Annotated in this window: 11 protein-coding genes; 1 reads left to right on the top strand and 10 read right to left on the bottom strand. The window is 69.6% G+C overall.

The genetic code is table 11. The features are described 5' to 3' along the window. Positions 1-159: 159 nt before the first annotated feature. Genes AC1DWT_RS41330 through AC1DWT_RS41315 form a run of 4 tightly spaced genes read right to left on the bottom strand, consistent with a single transcriptional unit; the run spans position 160 to position 8289 of the window. Complete coding sequence (locus AC1DWT_RS41330) at positions 160-2292, bottom strand: molybdopterin-containing oxidoreductase family protein (protein ID WP_206015967.1); 2133 nt, start codon at positions 2290-2292, stop codon at positions 160-162. Further along, complete coding sequence (locus tag AC1DWT_RS41325; protein WP_206013093.1) at positions 2286-3914, bottom strand: FAD-dependent oxidoreductase; 1629 nt, start codon at positions 3912-3914, stop codon at positions 2286-2288. Before AC1DWT_RS41325 ends, AC1DWT_RS41330 begins: the two co-directional genes overlap by 7 nt. After that, positions 3914-6151 carry a molybdopterin-dependent oxidoreductase gene (locus tag AC1DWT_RS41320; RefSeq protein ID WP_206013094.1) on the bottom strand — a complete coding sequence of 746 codons (2238 nt, stop codon included), beginning with the start codon at positions 6149-6151 and terminating at the stop codon, positions 3914-3916. The genes AC1DWT_RS41325 and AC1DWT_RS41320 overlap by 1 nt, the downstream gene beginning before the upstream one ends. Further along, positions 6151-8289 carry a molybdopterin-containing oxidoreductase family protein gene (locus AC1DWT_RS41315; RefSeq protein WP_477925092.1) on the bottom strand — a complete coding sequence of 713 codons (2139 nt, stop codon included), beginning with the start codon at positions 8287-8289 and terminating at the stop codon, positions 6151-6153. Before AC1DWT_RS41315 ends, AC1DWT_RS41320 begins: the two co-directional genes overlap by 1 nt. 14 nt (positions 8290-8303) lie before the next feature. On the opposite strand from AC1DWT_RS41315, the gene AC1DWT_RS41310 reads away from it, so the two are divergent. Continuing rightward, positions 8304-9995 (top strand): IS1634 family transposase, encoded by a 1692-nt coding sequence (locus AC1DWT_RS41310; RefSeq protein WP_095862218.1) that lies wholly within the window; start codon positions 8304-8306, stop codon positions 9993-9995. Between the two features lie 186 nt (positions 9996-10181). Here the strand turns inward: AC1DWT_RS41310 and AC1DWT_RS41305 are convergent, their stop codons facing one another. The 6 genes from AC1DWT_RS41305 to AC1DWT_RS41280 all read right to left on the bottom strand — a co-directional run. After that, entirely contained in the window at positions 10182-11588 is a 1407-nt protein-coding gene (locus AC1DWT_RS41305) for an MFS transporter (RefSeq protein WP_206013097.1), read from the bottom strand. Between the two features lie 63 nt (positions 11589-11651). After that, positions 11652-13193 carry a class I adenylate-forming enzyme family protein gene (locus AC1DWT_RS41300; RefSeq protein ID WP_206013099.1) on the bottom strand — a complete coding sequence of 514 codons (1542 nt, stop codon included), beginning with the start codon at positions 13191-13193 and terminating at the stop codon, positions 11652-11654. Positions 13194-13384: 191 nt separating this feature from the next. Next, positions 13385-14635 carry a CaiB/BaiF CoA transferase family protein gene (locus AC1DWT_RS41295; protein WP_095862515.1) on the bottom strand — a complete coding sequence of 417 codons (1251 nt, stop codon included), beginning with the start codon at positions 14633-14635 and terminating at the stop codon, positions 13385-13387. Beyond that, on the bottom strand, positions 14632-15306 hold the full coding sequence (locus tag AC1DWT_RS41290; protein WP_095862749.1) for a PaaI family thioesterase: 675 nt from the start codon (positions 15304-15306) through the stop codon (positions 14632-14634). Before AC1DWT_RS41290 ends, AC1DWT_RS41295 begins: the two co-directional genes overlap by 4 nt. 41 nt (positions 15307-15347) lie before the next feature. Next, positions 15348-16109 carry an enoyl-CoA hydratase/isomerase family protein gene (locus AC1DWT_RS41285; protein ID WP_206013101.1) on the bottom strand — a complete coding sequence of 254 codons (762 nt, stop codon included), beginning with the start codon at positions 16107-16109 and terminating at the stop codon, positions 15348-15350. Beyond that, on the bottom strand, positions 16106-16888 hold a 783-nt coding region (locus AC1DWT_RS41280), incomplete at its 5' end, for an SRPBCC family protein (RefSeq protein ID WP_477925087.1). The genes AC1DWT_RS41280 and AC1DWT_RS41285, both read right to left, overlap by 4 nt.

Genomic DNA, 16888 nt, shown 5'->3' with positions numbered 1-16888 from the left:
CGGTGGGATCGAAACCGAAGTTCTCCGTGACAGGGACTCGTGCGTACGGTCGCACTGTGCCGCCCGTCACAGCTGCTAAATCTAAAGGTTGTTGTTAAATCCGGCAAGGTGCGCTTCGCGCCCGTGAGTACTTGTCAACGTCCGGCGGTTAACAAGTACTCACGGGTGCCGGAGGCGCACCACCTCGACGTTGATGCCGGTGAGCTGCGACTGGTTGCTCAGCGGGTCGTAGCCGTCCGTCCCGGTGGGCGCGAGACGGTTGACGTTCACACCCGGGTTGCGCCTCGCGACGTCCAGCCCCCGGGCCGTGCGCTGCCCCCAGCCGTGGGTCATCGCCACGACGCCCAGCCGGAGGGTGTCGTCGTAGATCAGCATCGCGTCGACCTCGCCGTGGCGGTTGCGCACGGTGACGTCGTCGCCCTCGACGAGGTCCCGGCACCGCGCGTCGTCCGGGTGCATCCACAGCGGATTGCTCTGGTGGACACCCTGTTTGAGTACGGGAAGATTGTGCAGCCAGCTGTTGACCATGTAGTGGGTGCGGCGGGTGATCAGTTTGAGCTGGTCCGCGGGCTCCGCGGCCAACTCCTCGAAGATGCGTTCCGCGGTCCCGTACGAGCGCTGGAACAGCGCGGGACAGCAGTCGATCAGGCCGTCGTCGTGCTGGACCGCGATGCTGAACACGTGCGACGGTTCGGCCTCCGGCAGCACCGCGGTCTGGCACGGCATGGTCGCGAGGAGATCGATGCTCAGACCCGACTCCCGCATCTTCGCGTCGACCGCGGCGAACGGATTCGGGTCGGGGTCGTCGAGCAGGGTCGGGACACCCATCGCCTGCTGGATGCGGGACAGGATCCACCAGTCGTCGCGGCGCTCCCCCGTCGCGGGGACGACGGCGGGCGTGTACTGCACGTACGGCTCCATCGCCACGCCCATCGTGTTGAGGAAGTTGACGTCCTCCCGTTCCAGCCAGTCCGTAGCCGGCAGAACATAGTCCGCCATCTCACCGGTGACCGTGCGGTACAGATCGACGGTCACGATCAGGTCCAAGTGCTCGAACGCCCGGCGCAGGCGGTCGTCGCCGCCGACCGACAGCAGCGGGTTGCCCGACACCACGATCAGCGCGCGGACCGGGTCTGCGGGATTCTCGATGAAGTCCGGCAGGAGCGCGGCGGGCAGATCACCGCCGACGGTGCGCATCTCACCGAAGGGACCCTCGTAGAACGGGTCCTCCCGTTTGCGCTTCGAACCCTGCACCACGTCGGCGACGCCACGCGAGTAGATGTTGCCACCGCGCCTGCCGAGGTTGCCGGAGAACAGGCTGACCATGGTGAGCATCCAGTAGGCCAGGGTGCCTTGACGGCCCTGGTTCACCCCGGTCGCCATGTAGACGCTCGCGCTCGGTGCCGCGCAGAACTCGTCGGCGACCTGCCGGATCGTGTCGGCCTCGATGCCGGTGACCGCGGCGATCCGGTCGACGGGATACTGCCGGACGAAGTCGAGCAACTCGTCGACGCGACGAGCGTGACGTTCCACCTCCGTTCGGTCGTACCCGATCCGGAAGACGATCTCGTGCAGGATTCCGGCGAGGAAGTAGAAGTCGGTGTCCGGCTTGATCAACAACACGTCACCGGTCTCCGGCGACGACGACTCGATGCGGCGCGGATTGACGAACAGGACGGTCCCGCCACGGCTCTTCACTGCGCGGATCTTGGCCATCGGATCCGAGATGTGGATCAGCGTCATGTGCGAGACCTGCGGGTTGCTGCCGAGGCACAGGAAGTAGTCGGTGTGCAGCAGGTCGGGAATCGGATGTGCCATCGACGCCCCGTAGATCGCCTCGCTGGCAGCGTATTTGGCCGAGGTGTCCTGGGTTCCGGCGCTGAAGCGCATCCGGGTGTCGAAGCCGCGCGCGATCGTGGCGGCGTTCGCGTAGTAGGCGCCGTTGAACGCCGACGGGTTGCCCTGATAGACGGCAAGGGCGTTGCGGCCGTGCTCGCGGCGCACCTCCTGGAGCCGTGCTGCGATCTCACGCGCCGCGACGTCCCACTCGACGGGTTCGAAGACACCGCGCTCCTCGCTCCGCGGATTCATCCTCTTCAGCGGCCGGGCCAGCCGGTCCGGATCGTGATGGACCTGGAGGTAGTGCACACCCTTGTGGCAGGAGAACCCCTTGTGCACCGGATGATCCGTGTCCGGCCGCAGCCGGACGACCTCGTCACCGTCCACCTCCGCGAGCAGGCCGCACCCCGGCTCGCAGATCCGGCAGAACGTGTGGACCTTCCGCGTCACGATCCCACCCGCGCGGCTCTCGCGACATCGCCCGCCGCGGCGGCGGCGACGATCTTGACCCGAGGACGGCCGACGGCCCGCCCCTGCTCGCGCTCGAAGCGGTCGATCGCGCGCCAGTCCGCGCCGCCGAGCGCGTCGGGCCTGCGTTCGCGCACCAGCGCCGCCAGGTCCGCAGCGGCCTGGGTCGGGGCGGCGAGCAGTCCCGCGCGGTGATCGGCGAGGAGTGCCTCGACGGTCTCCGCCGCGCAGTAGCGATTGGTGCCGATCACACCGGTGGCACCGCGCTTGATCCAGCCCGCCACGTAGTGGCCGCGGACGGTCTCCCCGGTGCCGGGCAGCGCGACGCGGCCCGCGGCGTTGGCGACGGTCCCGGCGGCCTCGTCGAACGGGAGGCCGCCGATCGGCAGTCCGCGGTACCCGACCGCCCGGAGGATCAGACCGCACTCGATCCGGTCCGCGGTGTCGCCTTGGGCCACCAGAAGCGACTCGGCACGACCCGCACCGAGCACCTCTCGCGGGGAGGTACCGAAGCGCAGCACGATGCGCTTGTTCCCCGGCGTCGCCTTCCGCCGGGAGTAGTCGGCGAGGATCCGCAGCTTGGCCGGTGCGTCCGGTGCCGCCGTCACCGGACCGTCGACGAGAACATCGATTCCCGGCAGCGAGCCGAGCGCGAGCAGTTCCGGCGTGGTGCAGGCCGCGTGCTCGGGTCCGCGCCGACCGAGCACCACCACCTCCTCGACCCGGCTGTCGGCCAGGGCGGCGAGGGCGTGGTCGGCGATGTCGGTGCGGCGCAGGGTGTCCACATCGGAGACGAGGATGCGGGCGACGTCCAGGGCGACGTTGCCGTTGCCGACCACGACGGCGCGGCGCGTGGACAGGTCGAAGGCGCGATCGGCGTGATCGGGGTGGCCGTTGTACCAGGCGACGAACTCCCGGGCGGCGTAGCTGCCCGGCAGGTCCTCGCCGGGGATGCCGAGGCGCCGGTCCCCCGACGCCCCGGACGCGTGGATCACCGCGTGGTGGTGTGCCAGCACCTCGTCGATCGTCACGTCCCGCCCGACCTCGACGCCGAGGTGGAAGGTGAAGCCGTCGCGTCGCGCGGTGCGGTCGAACACCCGGTCCACCGTCTTCGTGTGCCAGTGGTCCGGCGCGACGCCGAACCGCACGAGTCCGCCTGCGACGGGCAGCCGTTCGAACATGGTGACCTCGGCGGCGATGTCGCGGCGGGCCAGCAGTTCCTCGGCGGCGTAGAACGCCGACGGTCCGGATCCGACGATCGCCACCCGCAGCGCGGGGGGATCGGTGACGCCGGTGGTCGCGAGGGCCAGCGGGAGTGGCTGCACGTGCGCACCCGGCGCCGCGGTGCGCGGATTCTGCTGGAAGTACTCGGCATTGATGTCGCGGTACCGGTCGATGTCCGGCGCGGGGGCGTCGCCGGGGACGATCGCGTCCACCGGGCACACGTCGGAGCAGGCGCCGCAGTCGATGCACGCACCCGGATCGATGTACAGCATCTCGGTGCGCGTGTACTCCCGCTCGGCGGGAGTCGGATGGATGCAGTCGACCGGGCAGACCGCGACACAAGTCGCGTCGTTGCAGCAGTTCTGGGTGACCACGTACGCCATCAGGGATGCTCCTCGCTGGTGCGCGTCACGGTGACCGGGACGCCGTTGAAGATCGGGGACGCCGTCAGCGCCTCGAGGTCGGTGGTGTCGTCCACCAAAGCGTTGTAGTTGCTGCCCGGGACCGACGCCGACCGGGACGTCCGCAGGCCGGGCCCGTCGTGGCCCCACCCGTGGGGCATGCTCACCACACCGGGTCGCAACGCGTCGTCGATTCGCAGTTCGGCCGTCACGGTGGTGACCTTGGACGTCACCGCCACCCGGTCGCCGCCGACCAGGCCGCGCTCGGCCGCGTCGCGTGGGCTGATCAGCAGGGCGCACTGGCCGCCGTCCGGTTGGGGCAGGGCATTGTGCAGCCACGAATTCATGCCACGACGCTGACGCCGGTTGATCAGCAGCAGATCCGGGGCGGCCCGGGTCATGCTCGCCCGCACCCGCGGCAGATCCCCGACGATCATCTCCGGCATCAGGTCGATCCGCCCGTCCGGGGTGCGCAGCACCTCCGGGACGCGCGGTGTCAGCGGCCCGTAGTCGATGCCGTCCGGGTTGGCCTCCAGCAGTGCGAGAGTCAGCCCGTCGGGGTCCAGCCCGAAACGGTCGCCGTAGGGTCCGCTGCGCAGACGCAAGTCCAGCAGTCGCTGAGGGCCGCGGCGGCCGGCGACGGCGTGCAGTGCCTGTACCGCCTCGCAGCCGGCGAGTTTCGCGGCGCGCCGGGCGGCGACGGCCGCCACCTCGTCGTCCATCTCCTCGACCGGGCGGTGCGGGGTTCCCTGGGCGATCGCGGCGATCCGCAGTAGGATCTGCCATTCCGCCTGCTCACCGTCGGCGAGGTCGAGCAGGGGTGGGGTGTACCGGGCGACGTTCCGGATCTGGAAGTGCGCCAGCGTCACGTCGTGGTGGCCGCGGGTCGCCAGCGGTGGCGGCGGCAGGATCACGTCGGCGTGGCGGGTGGTCTCGTTGAGGTAGCAGTCCACCGACACCATGAAGTCGAGGGCGCCGAGCGCCTCCTCGATCGCCCCACTGTTGGGCAGGGAGCGGGCCGGGTTCCCGGCGAGGGTGATCAGCGCCCGGGTACGGCCCGGTCCGGGCGTGAGGATCTCCTCGGCGAAGCACACCGCGGGCAACTCCCCCATCGCCTCCGGCAACCCCCGCACTCGCGAACGCCACCGGTCGAACATCAGCTTCGGCGGTCTGGTCACCGGCCAGGTGTTCTGCCCGCCGGCCGGCGGCAGCGCGAACATCGCCCCTCCGGGCCGGTCCAGGTTGCCGGTGACGATGGTGAGCACCTCGACGAGCCAGTTCGCGAGGGTGCCGAACTCCTGCATGCACGTCCCGATCCGTGAATGCGCCACCGCTGCAGGCGCGCCCGCGAACCCCCGCGCGACCGCGCGGATCATATCGGCGTCGATCCCGCACGCGGCGGCGACGGCGTCGGGGTCGACGTCCGCCGCCATCGCCAGAGCGGCGTCCAGGCCGTCCACCACCGCAGGCACCCGATCGGGTCGGGACAGCCCCTCGGACGCGATGACGGACAGCACCCCGAGCAGGAACAGGGCGTCGGTCCCGGGCCGGATCGGCACGTGCAGATCCGCGACCTCGGCGGTGCGGGTGCGGACCGGATCCACCACGACGAGGATGCCGCCCCGCTCACGCAACGCCTGCAGGCGGTGGTGCATGCCGGGGGCGGTGACGGTGCTGCCGTTGGAGACCATCGGATTAGAACCGAGGATCAGCAGGTATTCGGTGCGGTCGAGGTCGGGCAGGCTCATTCCCAGCCCGGTGCCGTACAGCAGCATGTGCGCAAGGTTCTTCGGCCAGGTGTCGACGCTGGCCGGCGAGTAGATGTTCCGGGTACCGACCGCACCGATCAGCTCACCCAGGTAGAACGTCGAATCCAGGTGGTGGGCGGCCGGATTCCCGTGGTAGACGGCGCAGCTGCCCGGGTCACCGGTGACGAACTCCGGTAGCCGACGCTCGATCTCGGCGAACGCCTCGTCCCAGGTGGCCTCGCGGAACCCACCGTCTGCGGTGCGCAGGAGCGGGGTCCGGATCCGGTCCGGGTCGCCCTCGATGCGCCCGAGGCCGAGCCCCTTCGCGCAGCTGTGCCCAGCGCTCATCACATCGTCGGGGTTCGGCGCGACCCTCGTGATGGCGCGACCGTCGAGTTCGACCAGCAGCCCGCAGGTCGACTCGCACAGCGGGCAGATCCGGTGCCCGGCGATCGGTTCTGCCGTCGTCATCACACGTCCTGTTCGATGGTGGTGGGCTCGACCGCGACGGGAACCGCGGTCATGGTGGGCATCGCGTTGATCGACTGGACGCCGTCACCGGTTCCGGTCAGCGCGTTCACGTTCACTCCGACGTCGTCGCACGGGTCGACGCTCCCGAAGCAGTGCGTCATCGACACCGTGCCGCGGGCCAGGGTGGCGTCCGCCCGCGCGGTCGCACGCAGGTGCCCGGACGCCGAGCGCACGGTCACCGCCTGCCCGTCGGCGATGCCCACGGCGGCGAGGTCGTCCGGGTGCAGGCTCGCGGGGTTGGCTCCAGCCGGAACGAGTCCGGGCACGCGGGTGCCGGTGGAGTTGACGGCCTCCCGGATCCGCCGCACCGTCAACAGGAGCGGGAACTGTGCTGCGACCGCCCTGTCCGTCAGCGCTGCGCGCAGTTCGGCGCGCACGTCCTCGGGCATCAGCGTCAGGCGGTGCCCGGCATTCTCCTCGGCCGCCGGACCCACGACGGCGCCGCTGCATCCGGCGAGGTGTCCGTGCGGGGCGGCGACCAGGTCCGCGAACGGGATGCGCCCCCGCTCGGCCATCATGGCCAGCAACTGCTCGGGGGTCGGCGGCGCGGCGGGGTCGAGGATGCGACCGGCGAACTTGACGGGCTGCCCGGAGGCTGCGGCGAGGTCGAGGAAGAATCGCCAGTCGTCGACGACGCCGGGCGGCGCGGTCACGACCGCGGGGGTGTACTGCGCGAACGGCTGCGGGAAGAACGGTTCCATGATCGCGGTGTGATCGGCACGTTCGTACATCGTGGTCGGCGCGATCACGTAGTCGGCGAGCCGCGCGGTGTCCGACATGCGCGGGTCAACGCACACCAGCAGGTCCAGTGATCGCATCGCGCGCAACGCTTTCCCGCGATCGGGCAGCGCCGCCGCCGGGTTGCCGCCGGAGACGATCAGCGCCCGCACCCGGTCGGGGCCGGGTTCGAGGATCTCGTCGGCGAGGATGCCGGACGGAAGTTCGCCGCGGATCGCCCGGACCCCACCGATCCGGCTGCGGAATCCGTGCTCGAATGCCCGGGTGGCCGGGGCGACCTCCGCGCGCGCCGGTTGGTGCCGGGTCAGGACGGCGCGATCGTCGGCCCGCTCCCCCTCCCGCAGATACCGGCCGCACACCACGTTCAATGCCGCGACGAGGTGTTCCGCGAGGTTCGAGTGCGGGCCCATGCACAACCCGGTGCCGCTGGTCGCCATACCCCGTGCCGCGCCTGCGAACACCCGTGCCGCGTCGCGGATCCGCGCTGCGGGAATACCGCAGATCCGCTGCACGACGCCGGGGGTCGCGCCGGCGACGGCATCGGCGAGCACGGCCAGGTCGGCCGTGTACCGGTGGCAGAAGCCGGCGTCGTGGAGGCGCTCGGTGAGGACGACGTGCAGGAGACCGGCGAACAGCACTGCGTCCGTGCCCGGCCGGGGTGCCAGGTGGATGTCGGCGAGCGCCGCGGTCTCGGTGCGTCGCGGGTCGACGACGATGAGCCGCAGGCCCCGTTCCCGCGCCGCCCTCAGGGTGACGGACGGGTTCTGCACCACCGCGCCGTCCCCGTCGCCGCCGTTGCCGGAGACGACGGGGTTGGTGCCCGCGAGCAACCACACGTCTGCGTCCTCGAATCGCTGCCGGCCGCCGAGGTACGTTCCCATCCGTTCGGCAACAACCCATTTCGCGGACTGGTCGATGGTCATCGTGGAGAACAGCTTGTGCGAGCCGGTACCCCGGAACCAGGCCCGGGCCATCGGCGGGGTGAGTGCGGCGAAGTTCTGCTGTGTCCCCATGAACAGCGCGACCGCATCCGGTCCGTGCCGGTCGACGATTGCGCGCAGCCGGTCCGCGATGTCGGTGACCGCCCGCGCCACCGGCACCGGCTCGTGGGTGCCTGCGGCGGTGCGGCGCATCGAGGTGGTGAGCCGGTCCGGGCCGTGGACGAGGTCGCCGCCTCGGCGCCCCTTCGGGCAGGTGTAGCCGCCGGAGATCGGATGGTGGGCATCGCCTAGCGGGAGTTTCCGAGATGCGAGGCTGCGTGGGGGTTCCCGGTTTGAGCCGGTTGTGAGTTTGTCCTGGTGACACGCCGTTTCGGTGATTGATCGCCGACCCGGATTCATGTATGACCTAAAGTATGTCCAGCCTGTATTCGAAGAAGGTCAACGGCAAGACGTACTGGTACCTGCGCACGATGGCACGGGTGGACGGCAAACCGAAGATGATCTCCGAGCGGTACCTGGGCTCGGCGGCGGACGTGGCCGCGGCATTCGATGCCGGGGACACGGCGGTGATGCCGCAGCGCACCCGCCATCTCGCGTTCGGGGACGTCGCCGCGGTCTGGTCGATGTGTCAGCGCCTCAACGTGATCGGCGTGATCGATGAGATCACCGGCGGGCGGGTGGCCGGTGCTCCCTGCTCGATCGGCACCTACCTGGCGGTCGCGGTGTGCAACCGGATCACCGCCCCGTGCTCGAAGGCGCGGATCGCCGACTGGTGGGCGCATACCGCCGCGGACCGCTTCACCAAGATCCGCGCCACCGACCTCGACCACCGCCGCTTCTGGGACGCGATGCACGCGGTGACCCCCGGTCAACTCGAGCAGATCTCCCAGACGATCACCGCCGCGATGATCACCGACTTCGGGCTCGACACCACCGCGCTGGCGTTGGACATGACCAACTTCGCCACCTACATCGCCTCCGTCAACACCAAGGCGCCGATCGCCCAACGCGGCAAGGCGAAACAGAAACGCACCGACCTGCGCCTGGTCGGGCTCGGGCTGGTGATCACCCGGGACGGCGGGATCCCACTGACCTGGCACGCGTACCCGGGCAACAAACCCGACGTCACCCAGTTCCCGGCCATGATCGACACCCTCACCGCCCGCTACCGGGCGTTGGGCACCGACACCGGCACCATCACCGTCGTCTTCGACGCCGGCCAGAACTCGGCCGCGAACTTCGCGCACCTGACCGGGGCCGGACTGCACTACGTCGGATCCACCCCGCCCAGCGATCACCCCGACCTCCTCGATCTCCCGGCCTCCCGCCGCCGCCCGGTGCCTGGCGACCGCTTCGCCGGGCTCACCGCACTACACACCCGCAAACAGGTCTACGGCCTCGACCAGCGGGTGATCCTCACCCACAGCCCGACCCTGCACGACGCCCAGGACCGGGGCCTGACGCAAACCCTGGCCGCCGCCGGGCGCAAACTCGACGAACTCGCCGCCACCCTCGCCCGCGGACACAGCCGCCGCGACCGCAACCAGGTCGAAGCCGCGATCGCACACATCTGCTCCGACACCTGGGGCGCGCAGATCCTCACCTGGCAACTGGACGGGGACACCCCGGCCGAGTTCCGGCTCACCTGGGCCGTCGACACCGACGCCCGAAACAAGTTGACGCAGAGAATCTTCGGTAAACGGATCCTGATCACCGACCGTCAGGACTGGACCATCGCCGAGGTGATCGACGGCTACCGCTCCCAATCCGACGCCGAATTCGGATTCCGGCAACTCAAGGACCCCCACGAGGTGTCCTTCTCCCCGATGCACCACTTCACCGACCACACCATCACCGTGCACACCTTCACCTGCGTGCTGGCCCTGCAGATCGCCCACCTGATGCGCCGCGAAGCTGACACCCACGGCCACCACCTGTCGGTGCGCCAACTCCTCGCCGCCCTGGCCGGGATCGAGGAGACCGTCCTGATCTACCCCTCCACCGGCGGCCGCCCCAAGGCCCGGCGCATGCTCACCGAAACCACCACCACCCAGAACGAACTCGCACACATCTTCGACCTCGACCGCTACACCCCCACCACTTAGGTCATACACCCCCACAACCCGAAAACCGGCGCCCACCAGCGAAATCACCCCGACCCGGCCTCAAATCTCGGAAACTCCCGCTAGCACCCGCGCGATCCGCCCGTCCTCGATGTCGAGCAGGACCCCGCACGAGGAGGCACACAGCCTGCAGTACGACGTGGCCCTCGACGTGACGGATCGCATGGCTCAGTGCGCCTCGGCGGTGACGGCGGTCGACTCCGCGGCCCCGGCGACGGTGCGAACGCGCAGTCGTTCCCGCGCGAACAGCGCACCGAGCGTGAGGACGGCGACGGCGGTCGGCACGATCATCAGCAGGAAGATCGTGCGGGCATCCATCCCGGCCGCGATCAGGGCGGCGCCGAGGGTGGGCCCGGCGATGGACCCGATCCGCCCGATTCCCATGGCCCAGCCGATGCCGGTCGAGCGTGCCGCGACCGGGTAGATCGACGCCGCGATCGCGATGATGCCCGCCGAACTTCCGGACATCCCGAATCCGACGATGCAGATCGTGATCAGCAGCAACGTGGAGTTCGCCAGGAACATCGCGACGACGCCGATGAACAGGGCGCCGAGTGTGTAGCCGGCCATCACCACCGCGTAGGCGGCGTCCGCGCCCCGCGACCGGCGCCACGCAGTGCCGACGCGGTCGGTGATCCACCCGATCGACAGTGCGCCTGCCATGCCGCCGAGGTTGAACAGCGCCGCGGCGAGGATCGCGTGGGAGGGGCTCTGCCCGGCCTGGCTGAACAGCGACGGCATCCACCCGAACAGGAAGTAGATCACCAGGAAGTTGATGACGAACACGACCCACAGCAGCACCGTGTCCAGCGCCCGGCCGCCGGCGAAGAGTTCCCGGATAGGCGATCTGGTGGCCACGGCGGCGTCCACGGTGAACGTCACCGATCCGGTGATGCCCGCCTGCGGTGCGATCGCCGAGAGGATCTTCGCGGCGCCGGCGTGATCACCGCGGGAGGCGAGGAACTTGCCCGATTCCGGCAGCCCGGCCCACGCGAGCGCCGCCACGATCAGCGGGAGGACGCCGCCGGCCACGAAGATCGACTGCCACCCGTACGCCGGGATCAGTTGAGCGGCAGCGAGTCCGCCGAGGAAGCCGCCGAGCGACATGCCCGCGACGACGATGGTGACCAGGGTGGAGCGGCTGCGAGCGGGGCTGTATTCACTGGTCAGCGCAATCAGGTTCGGGGTGACGCCGCCGAGCCCGATTCCGGCGAGAATGCGCAGCACGATCAGCACCCCCATCGACGGCGCGAACGCGGACGCGAGGGTGAACACCGCGAACAGCACGGTGCACAGCAGGATCACCCGCCGCCGGCCCCAGCGGTCGGCGACGGGACCGAACAGCAGGCTGCCGACGACCATCGCGCCGCTGCTGAGCGCCAGCAGCAGCCCGAACGAGGCCTTGGACAGGCCCCAGTCCTCGGACAGCGCGGGAATCGCGAATCCGATCAGCTGGGCGTCCATGCCGTCGAGGATCGCGAGCGCCAGGCACAACGCGATGGCACGCTTCTGGAGGGCCGACACCGGTGCGGCGTCGATGAGTTGGGAGATGTCGACTTCACGAGTTGGGGCCACGACGTGCATTCCTCTCGAAGGGGGGAACCGCGGGAGATGAAGCCTCGAACTGGATGGGTCTTGCTAGACGGGGGTGACGGTGCCGTCGACCGCGAGTGCGTCGGCGGGCACCTCGGGGAACCGCTGGCGCAGAGACGGTTTCGCGAGCTTTCCGGAGAACGTGCGCGGCAGCGGCTCGCCGAGCGCGACGGCGTGCTTGGGGCGCTTGAACTTCGCCAGGTTCTCGCCGGCGACCTCGGCGATGTCGGCGACGATCTCGGCGGCGGGGCGCTCACTGTGGAACACCACCATCGGCACCTCGCCCCATCGGTCGTCCTTGACGCCGATGACCGCGAGGTCGACCAGGCCGTCGATGCCGTGCAACGCCTTCTCGATCTCGGCGGGGTAGACGTTGAGGCCCCCGGAGATCAGCATGTCCTTGCTACGGTCGACGATCTTCAGGAATCCACCCTCGTCCTGCATGCCGAGGTCGCCGGTACGCAGCCACCCGTCGCCGAGGGTCGCCGCGGTGGCCTCGGGCTTGTTCCAGTACTCCCGCAGCACGTGCTCGCCGCGGACCAGGATCTCGCCGACCTCCCCGGCCGGGGTGTCGACTCCCGGATCACCGATCCGGATGTGGGTGCCGACCAGCGGCAGCCCCGCGAAGCCGGGACGGGACACGGCGTCCTCGTAGGCGAGCGTCGAGACCATGCCGGACGCCTCGGTCAGGCCGTAGCACTGGGTGAGCGGGATGCCGTGCGAGCGGTAGAAGTCGAGCAGGTCGAGGCTGACGGGAGCGCCACCGGTGCCGGCGAACGTGAACTTCGCGAGCTTGCGGGTGCCGAAGTCGGGCAGCATCGTCATCCGTTCCCAGATCACGGGGACGGTCGTGGTGGCCGTGATCTGCTCACGCTCGAACGTGTCGAGGGCGATCTCCGGGTCGTACTCGCGCAACAGGACCATCGTCGCGCCGGGCACGACGACGAGCTGCATGAAGATCGACAGGACCGAGCCGGTGTACACCAGCGGGGCGGAGCACAGCACCCGGTCGCGGGACGAGAAGCCGAACGTGATCGACTGCGAGATGCCGGGAGTCATCGCGTTGCGGTGGGTGATCAGGGCGCCCTTCTGCACGCCGGTGGTCCCCGACGTGTAGCAGATGAAGCCGGGGTCGTCGGCGTCGATGGCGACGACGGGTGCGGTCCCGGGGTCGATCAGCCGCTCGTACGGCGGATGGGCACTGCCCCCGATCGCGTACGTCTCGAACTTCGCCTGCTCGGCGGCGACCTCGAGCAGCGACGCGAAGCTGTCCTCGACGATCACCACGCGCGGCGCGGAGTCGAGCACCATCGGCGCCAGCTCCTTGCCGGTGAGCCGGAAGTTCAGCGGCACGCTGATGGCGCCGAGCTTGAGGGTCGCCAGGATGATGTGGGCGAGTTCGGGGCGATTGAGCATCATCACCGCCACCCGGTCCCCCTTGCGGACGCCCCGCGCCGCGAGGCCGCGGGCGAGTGCGTCGGTGATCGCGTCGACCTCGGCCCAGGTCTGTGCCGTGTCCCCAAACACGATGGCCTGCTGCTGCGAACGTGTCTTACCCCAGAACCGGGTCAGGTCCGCGAGATTCATCTGTGCTCCTCGTGCTCGTCAGCCGGGTGTGACCACCCTCACTTCGTGTGCCGTAAACCTAACAGCTGTAGGCGAACGGCGCAATGCTCGATTCGGGAATTTCGGGCACCCGGCAGAACCGGACCGTCGCACGAAAACAACACCCACACAGTGTATTTCGTGTGAGTGTTGCTTCCGCGGAATGCGTCCGGTCAGCCGGCGGGAGGTGCCTCGCGCCGAGGGCTCGCCGAGTCGGTTGCCGCGGCGACCCGCGTGGTGTCGTACCGCGCCACCGTCCGCAGCACCTCCGCGGTGTCCGCGCCCACGACCGGCGGCAGCGCGGGCGCGAACTTCTCCCCGGCGACGCGCACGGGGCTGACCACGAACTCGAGCTCGCCGACCCCCGGGTAGTCGACCCGGTAGGTGTTGTCCCGCGCCCGGAAGTGCGGGTCGTCGAGCATGTCGGCCACGCTGTTGACCGGGCCTCCCGCGATGCCGTGTTCGAGAAACAGCTGCACCCACTCGGCGCGGGTGCGCTGCGCGAAGATCTCCGTCAGCGCGCGCCACACCAGGTCCGCGCGGGCGGGGGCACCGTCGTCGGTGCCGGTGAGGTCGACGTCGATCAGGTCCTGGCGTCCGACCGCGACCAGGAAGTTGTGCCAGAACTTCTCCACGTGCGACCCGAACAGGATCGCCTCGCCGTCGCTGGTGCGGTAGGCCTCGAGCCGTGGCCAGTCGGGCAGCCGGCCGTCCGGCAGCCAGGTCGGCCGGGGAATCGAGCGGTCCCTGTTCAACTCCGCGTCCACCAGGTCCGGCATCCACGCGGCGGCGACGTCGATGCCCGCCACCTCGACGTGACAGCCGGTACCGGTGGCGCCGGCCTTGTGCAGCGCCGCGAGCAGGCCCATCGCCCCGTACGCGCCGAGCGCGTACATCGCGATCGGCGGCGTCGTGGATCCCGCCATCCCCTCGGTCGGCGGCTCCGAGGGAGTGCCGACCTCGCGGAGCCCGGCGTACGCGTCGAACACCGGACCTCCGGTGCCGAGAACACGGTACGGTCCGTCGGTGCCCATGCCCGACACCGTGCACAGCACGATCTTCGGATTCACCTGTCGCAGTTGCTCGTAGCCGATGCCGAGCCAGTCGAGGTACCCGCCCCGCATGCCCTCGATGACCGCGTCGCACGACCGCGCGAGGTCGAGGAACGCCTGCTTGCCTACGGGTGTGCGCAGATCGAGTGCGACGCTGCGCTTTCCGCGATTCCATCGCAGGTGCATGAAGGCAGGCCCGTCCTCTCCTCCGACGGCACGGCTGCCGCCGATGCGCACGGGATCCCCGAGCGGACCAGATTCGACCTTGATCACGTCCGCACCCAGATCGGCGAGATGCCCGCCGAGCGACGACGGCGCCAGCTGCGCGACCTCGAGGATCCGAACGCCGTCCAGCAGCGAGTACCCACTCATGAACCCTCCTTCGCTCCCCGGCCGACGGCCAGCGAGACATTCTGTGTCTGTTCCGGTTTCAGTTCGATCCAGAGTCCGTCGACGTCGGCGACGAGGACGTCGCCGTGATACATCGCGCCGCGCAGGAATCGCTTGCGGCCCTCCTGCCCGGCCAGCTCCGCCTCCACGCGCAATTCGACGCCGAGCGGCGCGGGGGCTCGGTAGTTGACGTGCAGGTACGCCGTGCGTGCCCAGTGCCTGCCGGAACTGTTGGCGAGGCGCGCGAGTATCTCGTCGAAGATCAGCGGCGTCACGCCGCCGTTCATCGCGTAGCGCCCGGAATGGAATCTGCCGACCGTGACGCGCCCCCGCGCCCGGGTCGCGGTCACCTCGTCGACGTGGAGGGGTGGCGTCAGCGCCTGTGCCCGGCCGGGAAGATCCCAGCGCCTGCCGGCGATCTGTTCGTCCTCACCGACCTCGAACTCCGCCAGTCGTGCTGCGAGGCCGCGGAGCGTACGCGCCGCGCGACTCGCCGCGTCCGGACCCGGGCGACTGCGGGTGACGGCCTCCTGCACGGAGCGCAGAGCCTCGGCCAGTTCCGCGAACTCGTCGTCACCGTCCGCGGTCGGTTCGAATGGGTCGTCCCAGCTGGGACTCCAGATGTCGTCGGGAGTCGAGAGGGTGACGTCCATCCGGACCTCGCTTGCGGTGCTGACGAGTGACGGCCCGCGGTTCACCGGGCGCGCCGTCCGAAGTAGGAGCCGAACATCTCCTCGACCGGACGCGGCCGGAGCGTCGTGCGCGACACGACGTTCTCCCGGTCGTACCGGGACCGCAGGTCGCGTCCCGGTCCGTCGAGCAGCAGAGTCTTGATCTCGCGCATGGACTCCGGGGGCTGCGCGGCGATCTGCCCGGCCGCCTCGAGCGCGGCGCCGAGCACGTCGCCGTCGGCGGCGTACCGGGAGACGAGACCCATCCGGTGGGCCTCCGCACCGGTGACTGCCCGGGACGTCATCAGCAGATCGCGGGCGAGTCCGGCACCGATCAGGTGGTCGAGTACCCACGTGAGGTTGGCGCCGCCGTACTTCGCCGCGGTGACGGTGATGCGGGTGCCGGGACCTCCGACGCGCAGATCAGAACACGCCGCCAGCAGGGTGCCCGCGCCGTAGGCCATTCCCTGGACTGCGGCGACGGTGGGTTTGGGGAACGTGAAGTATCTCCACAACAGTTCGTCCCGTTCGAGCAGGCTGAGGGCGCAGGCGTCCGCCGTCATCGCCCGGAGTTCCTTCAGGTCGTATCCCGCGGAGAACGCGGCGGTACCCTCCCCTGCCAGCAGCACCACCCGGACGTCCGGGTCGTCCGCCGCCTCGGCGAGCGCGGCATCGAGTTCACGTTGCAGGCCGAGGGTGATCGCGTTGTGCACCTCGGGCCGCGCGAGTTCGAGTTGCAGCACTCCGGGCGCGGGCGACGATCGGCGCAGGTCGCCCGTCGTCACCTCACACCGCCGGCCGCGGCCTCCTGCCGAGCGACCTCCTCGGCATCGCGGGTGATCATCTTGTGGAACACCTGACCGGGAAGCTCGTTGCGTCCGTAAATCAGCTCGTCGACCTGCCCGTGCGCCGCGTTGGCCGTGATCGTCTTCGTGACGAACCAGTCCTCGGCGTGCAGGGTCTCCATCAGGAGTTCCCAGTTCTTGTCCAGAATCCGCTTCTCCCGCGGAGTCTCGGGTTCCTTCGGGGAGAGAAGGCGAATGGTGCAGTACGACACGTTGGGATCTTCGGTGTCGGGCACGATCGTCCAGATCTCGAAGTGGTTGGGCTCGGTCACGAGCATCGTGCCCGGGTAGATCGTGTAGTTCGCGAGGGAGTAGTCGCGGACGTCGAACGAGTCGGGATCTGCGCCGCGAACCTCGGTGATCGACTTGCGGGCCACGACGATTCGCCACGAACGGTCGACCAGGTCGTAGGCCGTGATGTTGCCCTCGAGGTAGTTGCACACGGTCTTGGTGTGCAGCTGGCACAGGTGGTAYGAGTCCTGGACGCCGTCGACGGCGATCTTCCAGTTCATGTCGAGTTTCCACGTCTCCTTGCGCACCTGGAACGACTCGGCCATCCCGGTGTCCGTCACCTCCGCGTCGTGCTTGGCGCCGAGAATCCCGGCGATGTCGAGTTCGGCGCCGACCGTCGGAACCACCCAGACCAGTCCGTGCCGCACCTCGCAGGGAAATTCGACGAGCCCGTATTGCGAGCGGTCCATGCCGTCGAAGCCTTCTGC

It is taken from the genome of Rhodococcus sp. P4_B6 (assembly GCF_056402215.1).
This window is presented reverse-complemented; position numbering and strand designations above follow the sequence as displayed.